Genomic DNA, 11,689 nt, shown 5'->3' with positions numbered 1-11,689 from the left:
CGCGCTCGACCTGCGGCAACTGTTAAGTGGTCACGCGAGCGAGGTGAAAGTGATGACAGAGGACCCCGACGAGGGGATGCTGTCGTGGGACGAGTCGGTGTTCCGGGACGAACACGTCTTCGAAATCGACTACGTGCCCGAGACATTCGATCACCGCGAGACTCAGTTGGAGAACCTGAAATACGCGCTCCGTCCCGCGGTGCGTGGCTCCCGCCCGCTCAACACGATGGTCCGCGGTCCGCCGGGGACCGGCAAGACCACCGCCGTCTTGAAGCTGTTTGGCGAACTGTCGGGGCAGCCGGGTGTGCGGACCGTCCGGGTGAACTGCCAACTCGACTCGACGCGCTATGCCGTCTTCTCCCGCGTGTTCGAACACGTCTTCGACTACGAACCTCCCTCGTCGGGCATCTCGTTTAAGAAGCTGTTCGGGCAGATCACCGACCGCCTCGTCGACGACGACGAGGTGTTGGTGGTCGCACTCGACGACGTGAACTACCTCTTCTACGAGAACGAGGCCTCGGATACGCTCTACTCGCTGTTGCGCGCCCACGAGGGGTCCGCGGGCGCCCGCATCGGCGTCATCGTCGTCTCCTCGGATCTGGGACTCGACATCATGGAGGAACTCGACGGCCGGGTCCAGAGCGTCTTCCGGCCCGAGGAGGTGTATTTCCCCGTCTACGACGCCGACGAAATCGTCGACATCCTCGGAGAGCGGATTGACCGCGGCTTCCACGACGGCGTGATCGGGACGCGCGAACTCGACCGGGTGGCCGAACTCACCGCCGAGAGCGGCGACCTGCGGGTCGGTATCGACCTGTTGCGCCGGGCGGGGCTCAACGCCGAGATGCGCGCCAGCAAGACGATCAGCACCGAGGACGTCGAGGCGGCCTACGACAAGTCGAAATACGTCCACCTCTCGCGCTGTCTGCGCGAACTTTCGGAGTCCGAGCGGGCGTTGGTCGAGACCATCGCCGAACACGACGGCCAACAGGCCGGGACAGTCTACGAGGCGTTCCACGAGGCCACGGATCTCGGCTACACCCGCTACTCGGAAATCGTCAACAAACTCGACCAACTGGGGGTCATCGAGGCCGACTACGCCGACGTCGAGGGCCGGGGCCGATCACGGTCGCTCACCCTCTCGTACGACGCCGAGGCTGTCCTCGACCGCCTCTAACCCGGGCGGAACACCTTTAGCCGCGGAATCCAGCATACGAACGAGAATGGCACGTGACACGTTCACACGCCGCGGCTACCTCGCCGCCGTCGTCGGCGGGGTGACCGCCGGTTGCGGTAGCCGTGCGGACGAGGGAACGGCGACGGAGACAGCCACGTCGCCGCCCCCGACGACCACGGCCCGCGCCACCACCTCGGCCGGCCTCGCGGCCGCCGACCCCCCCGACGGCGACACGGCCGACCTCGCGGGGTCGTTCGAGCGGGGGCCGGGAAGCTGTGCCCTGACGGCGTCGTCCGTCGCCGACGGCACGTGGCCGATGGCCCACCACGACCCCGCGGGGACGAACGCTGCGCCGGCGGCCAACGGCCCCACCGGGTTCCCACTCAACGAGCGCTGGACCATGTCGGCACTCGAAGCACAGGTCACCCTCCCCGTCGCCGACGGCGACTTCGTCTATCTGGTGGCGGCCGATCCTGACTCCGATCCGAGCGTGCCGATGTCGGCCGTGCTGTGTCACGACCCGCGACGCAACGGCGAGATCCAGTGGCGTCGCCGGGTCGACGCCATGCCGGTCGGGCCGCCGGTCGCGGCCGGGAACACGGTGTACGTCCCCTTTGGATCGCCCGAAGACGTCCGCGTTCAGGCTATCGACCGCACCGACGGGTCGCTCCGGAACGTCTACGACCTTCCCGGGCGGTTCGTCGAGGGGCTAGCGACCGCGGGGACGAGTCTGGTGATGCCGAGCGAGGAGACCTACCGCGTCGTCGACGCCCGGACCGGCGAGCACTGCTGGTCGTTTGCGCCGAACCGGGGCCGCGGCAGCGAGCGCCGCGACCGGAAGATTCGCGCGGCCACCGTCGGTGACGGCGTCGCCTACGTCGGGACCGGCTACCCCGACGGCGATCCGACGACCGGGATCGGACACCTGTACGCGGTCGACCCCGCCTCGCCGGGCGTGCGGTGGCACGTCTCGATGAACGGCCCGGTCGGGCGCATCGCGGTGGCCGACGACCTCGTCGTCGCCACGACCGGCACCGGCGTCGCCGGCTTCGACGCCGCGACGGGCACCCGGCGGTGGGCCGTCTCCGTCGAGTCGTCGGTCCGCCCGGCCACCCTCGCCGTCGACGACGGTATCGTCGCCTACGGCACCCGGCGGACGCTTCACGGTCTCGACCTCTCGACCGGCGACGAGCGCTGGACGGTCCCTTTCGGCGTCCGTGGCGACGTGATCTTCGTCGGCGATATCCTCTATGCGGTCGGGCGGAGCGATCCCACCAGTCAACGCATCCTTCTCGCCGCCGTCGACGTCACCTCCGGTCGCCAGCGCTGGCAACAGGAGCTATACGATCCCATCGTCGACGTGATGGCCGCCAATGGCTTCCTCTATGCCATCACGACCGACGGCCGCCTGTTCGCGTTCACCAGCGTCTAACCGGACCCAACGGCGTCGGTCGGGCCGTTCGTGCCGTCCCGACGAGCGTCGTCTGTCCACTCTCCCCGCTGGCCCGGTCGGGTCGGCGGACTGGACTGTAGCCATTCCCACCGCCGCGGCCGACCGCGGTCACTCCCCGATACACCCGCCACCCCCCGATTATTGAATAGTATTCGAACAAGAGACGGATATGAGAAAAAATATTTCAAAAATACGATTTATCGTTCATTCCAATATCATTAAATAATATTAGGTGAAATAGGTGGTTCCCGGAGGACAACACCTTCGGACAGATCTCAGCCATGTCAGAGCAGAAGACGGTGACAACGGCGGACGAGGAAGCGGAATCGGCGCTGGCGACCGCTCGTGCGCAACTCGAGCGTGCGGCGACACACATCGATGTCGACGCGGGGATCGTCGAACGTCTGAAACATCCGACGAAGGTGCTCCGCGGGTCGGTCCCGTTGGAGCGTGACGACGGGACCGTCGAGATTTTCACCGGGTACCGCGCACAACACGACGACGTTCGCGGCCCGTACAAGGGCGGCCTCAGATACCACCCGGACGTGACCGAAGACGAGTGCATCGGCCTGGCGATGTGGATGACGTGGAAGTGTGCCGTGATGGACCTCCCCTTCGGTGGTGCGAAAGGCGGTATCGTCGTCGACCCGAAGGACCTGAGCGCCGCCGAGCAGGAGCGTCTCACGCGGCGGTTCGCGGAGGAGATGCGCGATTTCGTCGGCCCGACGGTGGATATCCCCGCGCCCGATATGGGAACAGACGCCCAGACGATGGCCTGGTTCATGGACGCGTACAGTATGCAGGAAGGTGAGACCGTCCCCGGTGTCGTCACGGGGAAGCCACCGGTCATCGGCGGCAGCTACGGGCGGTCCGAGGCACCCGGCCGAAGCGTCGCCCTCGTCACGCGCGAGACGGCCGACCATTACGACCTCCCACTGGAGACGGCGACGGTCGCCGTCCAGGGGTTCGGAAGCGTCGGGTCCGAGGCGGCTCGACTCCTCGACGAATGGGGCGCGACGGTCGTCGCGGTCAGCGACGTGAGCGGTGGGATCTACGACGCGGACGGCCTCGATACACACGCAATCGAATCGCACGGTGAACGGCCGGAAGCCGTCTCGCCCACCGAAGGCACCTCACAGATCACGAACGAGGAGCTACTGGAACTCGACGTCGACGTGTTGATTCCCGCCGCCGTCGGTAACGTGCTGACGAACGCGAACGCCGACGCCGTGCAGGCCGATATTATCGTCGAGGGCGCCAACGGACCGACGACGACGGAGGCCGACCGGATCTTCGCCGAGCGTGGTGTCCCGGTCATCCCCGATATCGTCGCCAACGCGGGTGGCGTGACTGTGAGTTACTTCGAGTGGCTACAAGACATCAACCGCCGTCAGTGGTCCTTGGAACGGGTTCACGAGGAGCTAGAGGCGGAGATGCTCTCCGCCTGGGAGGACGTTCGGGCCGAGTTTACCGCGCGGGACGTGACCTGGCGAGAGGCGGCGTACATCGTCGCGCTCTCTCGGGTTGCGGAGGCAAAGAGCACGCGCGGACTCTGGCCGTGACCTCCGGGGCCGCGTAGCGCGACCCCGGCACCACGCCACCTCGGGTGCTTCGGCCGAATTCACGAGCGACGCGCTTCGGTGTGTCGGGTGTGACCGCGGTGAGGCTCTCGGACGGCGTCGGTCTCGTCGTCATCGAGGCCGCTGACCGGCCGTTCGCGGCGGTCACTCGCCGGCGACGCTTCCCCGTCGGACCGCGGCGCTTTTGCCCGCCGCCTGCGCACCCGTGTGCATGAAGGCGCCGGGTGGATCGGACGCGGCGAAGCGTCGCGCGGGCGAACACGCTGCTGACACAGTGAGCGACGGCGACGTCGTCGGCCTCGGCACCGGAAGCACGGCCGCCCACGCCATCCGGGCGCTGGGGCGGGCGGTCGACGCCGGCCTCGACGTCCGCGGGGTTGCCACCTCCTACGCCGCCCGCGATTTGGCCCGCGAGGTGGGGGTCCCACTCACCGACCTCGCCGCTGTCGAACGGATCGACGTCGCTATCGACGGCGCCGACCAGGTGAGCGACGACCTGGCGCTCATCAAGGGTGGCGGGGCCGCCCACGCCCGCGAGAAGGTCGTCGACGCCGCCGCCGACCGGTTCGTCGTCGTCGCCGACCCCTCGAAGGAGACGGCGACGCTCGACCGCCCGGTTCCGGTCGAAGTGTTGCCCGACGCCCGGGCGACGGTCCGCCGGGCGGTTCGCGACCACGGCGGGACGCCGACGCTCCGGACCGCCGAGCGAAAGGACGGGCCGGTGGTGACCGACAACGGCAATCTCGTCCTGGACTGTGCGTTCGGCCCCATCACGGCGCCGGAATCGCTGGCGACGGATCTCGCGACGGTTCCCGGGGTCGTTGCTCACGGCCTGTTCGTCGGCCTGGCCGACGCGGTCCACGTGGGCCACGCCGACGGCGTCCGTGTCCGCACGACGGACTGATCACGCGCCGCTATCCGGTCGAAAAAAGTCGAGAAGGAAGGGGACCGACTTACAGGTCGCGCGGCTGGACGGTCTTCCGGTCGTTCTCCTCGGCACGCCGGGCGGCGTCGTCGAGCAGTTCCTCGACCTCCGCGTCGAGGGCATCGTAGAAGTCCGAAGCGACGTTCTTGTCCTGGAGCGCTTCCTTGACGGCGGCTTTGACGATGAGGTCTGCCATACGACCAGTACATACCCACCCTTATTAATAAGATTTCCCAAATCGGCCGCACGTACCGCCACAGTGCCCGTTCTCGCGCGGTTCGCCGCAGATATATAAATACTGGGGCGAAAAACCGACACCTACGAGTGTCTCACGGCCGGACGACGGGTATGCGCGACCTTCTGGACGCGGTGGCAAGCGGCGAGTTGTCGCCGGCCGAGGCGGAGGCTCGACTCGCCGGCTACGCCACGACCGACGCCGGCCGGTTCGACGCGGCACGCGAGCGCCGTCGAGGGATTCCCGAGGCCGTCCTCGGGGACGGCAAGACCCCCACCGAGGTGGCGGCGATGGTCGACGCCGCCCTAGAGACGACTGGGCGTGCCATCGTCACCCGCGCAACCGACGGCCACGTCGCGGCCGTGACCGACGACCTGCCGGCGGAGGCGACGGTCGACCACGACGAACGCGCCCGGACGCTGGTCGTCGAAGCGCCGGGGTTCGACCCGCCGCGCATCGACGCGACGGTGGCCGTCGTCACCGCGGGCACCTCCGACGCCGCGGCGGCGGGCGAGGCGGCCACCCTGGCCCGGGCCGTCGGCGCCACGGTCGAACGTGTCGACGACGTGGGTGTCGCCCATCTCGGCCGGATCGTCGACCACCTCGACGCCCTTCGCGACGCGGACGTGGCCGTCGTCGCCGCCGGTCGCGAAGGCGCGCTCCCGACGGTGGTCGCGGGGCTGATCGACACGCCGGTGATCGGTCTTCCGGTGTCGACCGGCTACGGCTACGGCGGTGAGGGCGAATCGGCGCTCGCCAGCACCCTCCAGTCTTGTACCGTCCTCTCGACGGTCAATATCGACGACGGATTCTCCGCTGGCGCGCAGGCCGGACTGATCGCGCAGGCCGTCGCCGCCGCCCGCGAGGGTGACAGCGAGACGTGATCGACGTGCCCGAATTCGTCGACTACGGCGCCTTTGCCGCGCCTTCTGGACGGTTGGTCATGACCGCGTGCGCGCGCGTTAGCCATTTAGGTGTGTGTGCCTAACACAGGGTACCGGCACCGGTGGTAGCCGGCTCAATCATGGCACGATGCGATCACTGCGGGTCACACGTCTCGGAGCGCTTCGAACGGGTGTTCGCTGACGCGAACGGCCAAATCTTGGCCTGCCCGAGCTGCTCGGCCAACGCCGGCATCGCCGAAGCATCCAGACGCCGCACCCCAAACGCGTAACCACTGCAGCGGCGTTCGACCACCACGCGAAGCCACCTTCCGGTCCACTCGATGTCGTCAGCCACGCCCATCGCGCCCGGCCCGGCGGCGATACACACCGTCACCGTATAGGGGCGCCCGATCCGTGCGTCGGATATGCATTACGTCTACGTCCTCGAGTGTGCCGACGGCACATACTATACGGGCTACACGACGGACGTGGAGCGACGCGTCGCCGAACACGACGCGGGCGAGGGGGCGAAGTACACCCGGGGGCGCACGCCGGTCGAACTCCGCCACGTCGAACGCTACGACACGCGTTCGGCGGCGATGTCCCGCGAATACGAGATCAAGTCGCTCTCGCGGGCGGCGAAAGAGCGACTCGTCGCCGGCGGCGACGCCGACTGACCGCCCCACCGATCACACACTCCGTCGAGTCTCCCGTCCACGGTGTTCTCACACGCCTGCTGGTGTATGTTATTAGTTGACCCAATACCGCGACTTCGTCCTCCGTACCGACGGTGAATCTTCGCCCACCCGACCGACACCCATCTTTTTGCCACCGCCGTGGGAGGGTGGGGTATGGACGCCATCTCCTTCGGCACCGACGGGTGGCGCGCCCGTCTCGATACCTTCACCGACGCACGGGTCCGGATGGTCGGCCAGGCGGTCGCCGACTACCTCGCCGACGAGGGGTTCGACGCCCCGGTTGCCGTCGGGTACGACGCTCGGGCGACCTCCGAGGGCTTCGCCGAGTCGCTTGCCGAGGTCCTCGCCGACAACGGGATCGACGTCCTCCTCCCGACGCGGGACTGTCCGACCCCCGTGATTGCGTGGTCGGTCGTGGACCGCGACCTCGCCGGGGCGCTGATGGTCACCGCCTCTCACAACCCGCCCGAGTACAACGGCGTGAAGTTTATCCCCGGAGACGGGGCGCCGGCCTTGCCCGCGGTGACCGACGCCATCGAGGCCCGTCTCGCCGACCCCCGTGCCGACGGTCCCCGAGGCTCGGTCGACCGCGCCGACCTCGTCGCCGCCCACGCCGCCCACGCCCAGGACCTGATCGCCCCCGACTGTGCCGGTCTCACCGTCGTCTACGACGCCATGCACGGCAGCGGCCGCGGGGTGACCGACGCCCTCCTCGAATCCGCGGGCGCGACGGTCATCCGCCGGCGCTGTGACCGGGACCCCGACTTCGGCGGCGTCCCTCCCGAACCAAGCGCCGAACATCTGTCCGGTCTCGTCGACGCCGTGGCGGCCCACGACGCCGACCTCGGGATCGCCAACGACGGCGATTCCGACCGCCTCGCGGTCGTCACACCCGACCGCGGCTTTCTCGACGAGAATCTCTTTTTCGCTGCGGTCTACGACGCCCTGCTGGCCGAGCGCTCCGGCCCCGCGGTCCGCACCGTCTCGACGACGTTCCTGATCGACCGGGTCGCCGCCGCCCACGGCGAGGAGACCGTCGAGACGCCCGTCGGCTTCAAGTGGGTCGCCGAGGCCATGGTCGACCACGACGCCCTGATCGGCGGCGAGGAGTCCGGTGGCTTCTCGATCCGAGGACACGTCCCCGAGAAAGACGGTGTCCTGATGGCGTTGCTCGCGGCAGACGTGGCCGCGGCCGAACCGCTTGACGCCCGCGTGGATCGCCTGCTCGATACCCACGGCGACATCGTCGCCGACAAGGTGAGCGTCGACTGCCCCGACGCGCGGAAGGCGGCGGTCGTCGACGCCCTCGGCGACGCCATCCCCGAGACGGTCGCCGACCGGGCCGTCGAGGACGTCATCACGCTCGATGGGTTCAAACTCCTGCTCGCCGACGGCTCGTGGCTCTTGGTCCGTCCCAGCGGGACGGAGCCGAAGATGCGCGTCTACGCCGAGGCCGAGACCCGCGAGCGGGTCGATGCCATCCTCGACGAGGGCCGGGAGCTTGTCGCGGCGCTCGTCTAGCCCGGATGTCGACACCTCCATGTTCCTCCGCCCCCGAGACTCGACTATGCCATCCGGGCGTACCCACGCCGTGATCCCTCCGTGAGCGGCGCCTACGGACCCCTCTCGCGGATTCGGCGGCTCCTCGCCGCCGAGACGGCGGCCATCCGGTGGTGGCTGCTCGCCGTCGCAGCCGAACTCGCGGTCGTCACCGCCTACCTCGCCGTCTCCAACGTGGTCGTCACCGAACCCCGCTACGTCGTCTACCCCTTCCTCTGGATCAACGCGGGGGTGTGGGCGGTGATTCGCACGGAGACGCCGACCGTCGACCGCCGTCAGTGGGGCGTCGCGGCCGCCTTGGCGGGGGCGTATCTCCTCCTCCTCTTGGTAGTCGGCGGCACCCTCCAACTCGGCATCGACAGCCCACTCAACGGCGGTACGGTCGCCTCGATCCACTGGAACATCCCGGGGCTGGGGCCGATCCTCGTCTACGGCACGCCGCGGGTCAGGCTGTCGATCATTCCGTTCAAACTCGTCGGCTACGTCGCCATGACCTACCTCGTCTACGCTCGCCTGCTCTCGGCGACGCGGGCGGTACTCTCCGGCGTACTGGGGCTATTCTCCTGTGTCGGCTGTACCTTCTCGCTGCTCCTCCCCCTCCTCGGAGCGACGACGCTGTTCGGATCGGCGCTGACCGGCCTCGCGTGGGATCTCTCGACGCTCGTCTTTCTCTGTACCGTCGCCCTGCTTTACTGGGCCGACCGGATCGGGGCCGCGCTCTCTCGCCGGCTACCGCGCTAACTGTCCGCGTAGGCGGTCGCCCTCGCCGGCCGGTTCGACCTCGAACCCCAACGATTCGTAGAAGGGACGCACCTCAGGGTCGAACGCGACGACGAGGCGCTCCCGTTCCGCGGCGGCGGCCGACACCAGCGCGGTGCCGACCCCCCGACCGCGCCACCGACGCCGGGTCGCCACCGCGGTCACGCGGTCGCCGTCGCGGACGAGGGCGCCCACGATCCGCCCCTCGACGGTCGCGACGTGGACCGCCTCCGTGTCGATCCGCTCTCGGACCGTCCCGGCATCGGTCGACAGCATCGCCCCGTCGAGAACGCGCATGACGTCGAGGTGGTCGTCGGCGTCGGCGAGGCGGACCCGGACCCGGTCGTCGACGCCGGCCGTCCCGCCGCCCTTGACCAGGCGGAGGACGCGCACGTCGCCCTCGGCGTCGACCGCGCGGTCCTCGGGCACGGGAGCGTCGTCGACGAGGACGGCCGCCTCGTGCGGGCTAAACTCGAGGGCCGCGAGGAGGTCGCCGTAGGTGGCGTCGGCGGCGAGGTCGACCGTCCGAGTCCCCTCGCCGACCACCTCGACTGCAACCGTCGGCATGGATACGTGGAGCCGGCCGACGGGCCTGAACCTTCGGGTTCCGCTCGGTTTATGTGCCGACCGACCCCTCGATAGGGTATGAGCGATGCCGAGGGGTCGTCGGCGGGTCGAGAGATCTGGATCGAGAAGTACCGCCCCCAGACTCTCGACGAGGTGCACGGACAGGGCGACATCGTCGACCGACTACAGAGCTACATCGAGCGCGACGACCTGCCCCACCTCCTGTTTTCGGGACCGGCCGGCGTGGGCAAGACCACCTGCGCCACGGCCATCGCCCGCGAGGTGTACGCCGACGACTGGCGGGGCAACTTCCTCGAACTCAACGCCTCCGACCAGCGCGGCATCGACGTGGTGCGCGACCGGATCAAGAACTTCGCGCGGTCCTCGTTCGGCGGCTTCGACTACCGGATCATCTTCCTCGACGAGGCGGACTCGCTCACCTCCGACGCCCAGTCAGCGCTCCGCCGGACGATGGAACAGTTCGCGGACAACACCCGCTTCATTCTCTCGTGTAACTACTCCAGTCGGATCATCGACCCGATCCAGTCGCGGTGTGCGGTCTTCCGGTTCTCGCCGCTGTCCGACGACGCCATCGGCGCACAGGTCCGACAGATCGCCGATGCGGAGGACATCGACACGACCGAGGACGGTCTCGACGCCATCGTCTACGCCGCTGGGGGCGATATGCGGCGGGCGATCAACACGCTCCAGGCGGCGGCGACGACCGGCGACGTCGTCGACGAGGAGGCCGTCTACACCGTCACCGGCACCGCCCGCCCCGAGGAGATCGAGTCGATGGTCGAGGCCGCTATCGAGGGCAACTTCCCCCGTGCTCGCTCGACGCTGGAGACGCTTCTCGTCGACTCCGGCATGGCCGGTGGCGACGTGATCGACCAACTCCACCGCTCGGCGTGGGACTTCGACCTCGACGACCGCCGGACCGTCCAGTTGATGGAACGCCTCGGCGAGGCCGACTACCGCATCACCGAAGGCGCCAACGAGCGGGTGCAGTTAGAGGCGATGCTGGCGGCGCTGGCACTCGAAGAGTGAGCCACCCGGTGGCGCACGTCACCCGTCTCACCCGGGATAGACGATCACCTGGTCGTCGCTCGACTCCCGCCCCTCGGGCAGGACGCCGAACGACCCGCGACGCGCCGTGACCGCGAGAACGGCGGCGTCGAGGACGTCGTCGAGCCGACCGGCCCGAATCCGGCGGTGCCACGCGGCGCCGTCGCGGCGGTCGTCGACGAACGAGCGCACCGCCGCGCCGACCGACGGATCGACCGCTTCGAGGACCGACAGCCGGGCGTCGAGGCCGTCGTCGTCGCGTTTCGAGCCCAGCGGGCCGTGGCCGATACGCTCCGCGAAGGTGGCGTAACACACCTCTGGGTGGCTCTCGTAGACGCGGGCCGCGGCGTCGCAGGCGTCGAGAACGCGGTCAACCTCGCGAATTCGTGGAACGAGCCCCCAGCTCTGACTGCCGAGGCTCCCGCCGTTGGCCTCGCGGGCCGCCTCGTAGTCGTCGGCGTCGACGGCCGCACGGCAGGGGACGGCGAAGACGGAGCCGTGACGCTCGCCGAGGCGGGCGGCAGCCGCCTCGTCGCATGCCCGCCCCGGCGTCTCGGGCAACCCAATGGGAATGTCGACGAGAATCGGCTCCGCGTCATCGTACTCGTACAGTACGTTGAGCATCGCCGGTTCGGTCGTGATCGTCGTCCCGTCGTCGTCGACGGCGACGACCACCCAGCAGCCACTCGCCCAGTCGACACCCAGAGCCGTGCTCATGTGCCGCGGTTGGGTCCCGGTCGACATAAGCCGTCGAGTCGGGCGGGGACCGCCGGTCACCGGACG

The 11,689-nt window shown here is 68.8% G+C and carries 13 protein-coding genes; 10 read left to right on the top strand and 3 right to left on the bottom strand.

Features of this window, described 5'->3' with window-relative positions:
• Nucleotides 1-52: 52 nt before the first annotated feature.
• The 4 genes from NO878_RS09150 to rpiA all read left to right on the top strand — a co-directional run bounded on the left by NO878_RS09150 (nucleotide 53) and on the right by rpiA (nucleotide 5,114).
• A complete protein-coding gene (locus NO878_RS09150) occupies nucleotides 53-1,177 on the top strand; it encodes an ORC1-type DNA replication protein (RefSeq protein WP_256405687.1) in 1,125 nt (374 codons plus the stop codon).
• 46 nt (nucleotides 1,178-1,223) lie between these two features.
• On the top strand, nucleotides 1,224-2,609 hold the full coding sequence (locus NO878_RS09145; RefSeq protein WP_256405686.1) for a PQQ-binding-like beta-propeller repeat protein: 1,386 nt from the start codon (nucleotides 1,224-1,226) through the stop codon (nucleotides 2,607-2,609).
• A gap of 302 nt (nucleotides 2,610-2,911) precedes the next feature.
• Nucleotides 2,912-4,192 (top strand): glutamate dehydrogenase GdhB, encoded by a 1,281-nt coding sequence (gdhB, locus tag NO878_RS09140; protein WP_256405685.1) that lies wholly within the window; start codon nucleotides 2,912-2,914, stop codon nucleotides 4,190-4,192.
• A 229-nt stretch (nucleotides 4,193-4,421) separates the two neighbouring features.
• On the top strand, nucleotides 4,422-5,114 hold the full coding sequence (gene rpiA / locus NO878_RS09135) for a ribose-5-phosphate isomerase RpiA (RefSeq protein WP_256405684.1): 693 nt from the start codon (nucleotides 4,422-4,424) through the stop codon (nucleotides 5,112-5,114).
• Nucleotides 5,115-5,163: 49 nt separating this feature from the next.
• On the opposite strand, the gene NO878_RS09130 is transcribed toward rpiA, so the two are convergent.
• Nucleotides 5,164-5,331, bottom strand: a complete 168-nt coding sequence (locus NO878_RS09130) for a DUF1931 domain-containing protein (protein ID WP_256405683.1) — start codon at nucleotides 5,329-5,331, stop codon at nucleotides 5,164-5,166.
• Between the two features lie 152 nt (nucleotides 5,332-5,483).
• Here NO878_RS09130 and larB point away from each other — a divergent pair, with 152 nt between their 5' ends.
• The 5 genes from larB to NO878_RS09110 all read left to right on the top strand — a co-directional run bounded on the left by larB (nucleotide 5,484) and on the right by NO878_RS09110 (nucleotide 9,253).
• Entirely contained in the window at nucleotides 5,484-6,254 is a 771-nt protein-coding gene (gene larB, locus NO878_RS09125; RefSeq protein ID WP_256405682.1) for a nickel pincer cofactor biosynthesis protein LarB, read from the top strand.
• 140 nt (nucleotides 6,255-6,394) lie between these two features.
• Complete coding sequence (locus NO878_RS17295) at nucleotides 6,395-6,544, top strand: DUF7563 family protein (protein WP_424020075.1); 150 nt, start codon at nucleotides 6,395-6,397, stop codon at nucleotides 6,542-6,544.
• 135 nt (nucleotides 6,545-6,679) lie between these two features.
• Complete coding sequence (locus tag NO878_RS09120; RefSeq protein ID WP_256405681.1) at nucleotides 6,680-6,931, top strand: GIY-YIG nuclease family protein; 252 nt, start codon at nucleotides 6,680-6,682, stop codon at nucleotides 6,929-6,931.
• A gap of 174 nt (nucleotides 6,932-7,105) precedes the next feature.
• The gene (locus NO878_RS09115) at nucleotides 7,106-8,473 is read left to right on the top strand and encodes a phosphoglucomutase/phosphomannomutase family protein (RefSeq protein ID WP_256405680.1); all 1,368 of its coding nucleotides are present in this window, start codon (nucleotides 7,106-7,108) and stop codon (nucleotides 8,471-8,473) included.
• Between the two features lie 81 nt (nucleotides 8,474-8,554).
• Complete coding sequence (locus NO878_RS09110; RefSeq protein ID WP_256405679.1) at nucleotides 8,555-9,253, top strand: DUF7546 family protein; 699 nt, start codon at nucleotides 8,555-8,557, stop codon at nucleotides 9,251-9,253.
• Here NO878_RS09110 and samp2 read toward each other — a convergent pair.
• The gene (samp2, locus tag NO878_RS09105; protein WP_424020076.1) at nucleotides 9,242-9,838 is read right to left on the bottom strand and encodes a ubiquitin-like small modifier protein SAMP2; all 597 of its coding nucleotides are present in this window, start codon (nucleotides 9,836-9,838) and stop codon (nucleotides 9,242-9,244) included. The two genes, NO878_RS09110 and samp2, sit on opposite strands and share 12 nt — an antisense overlap.
• A 78-nt stretch (nucleotides 9,839-9,916) precedes the next feature.
• On the opposite strand from samp2, the gene NO878_RS09095 reads away from it, so the two are divergent.
• Nucleotides 9,917-10,888, top strand: a complete 972-nt coding sequence (locus NO878_RS09095) for a replication factor C small subunit (protein ID WP_256405678.1) — start codon at nucleotides 9,917-9,919, stop codon at nucleotides 10,886-10,888.
• A gap of 27 nt (nucleotides 10,889-10,915) precedes the next feature.
• Here NO878_RS09095 and NO878_RS09090 read toward each other — a convergent pair whose 3' ends face one another.
• Entirely contained in the window at nucleotides 10,916-11,623 is a 708-nt protein-coding gene (locus NO878_RS09090) for a DUF429 domain-containing protein (protein ID WP_256405677.1), read from the bottom strand.
• Nucleotides 11,624-11,689 lie beyond the last annotated feature (66 nt).

The organism is Haloplanus ruber (assembly GCF_024494725.1).
Lineage (GTDB): Archaea > Halobacteriota > Halobacteria > Halobacteriales > Haloferacaceae > Haloplanus > Haloplanus ruber.
Note: the sequence above shows the minus strand (reverse complement) of the source record. Positions and strands in the feature narration are given on the sequence as shown.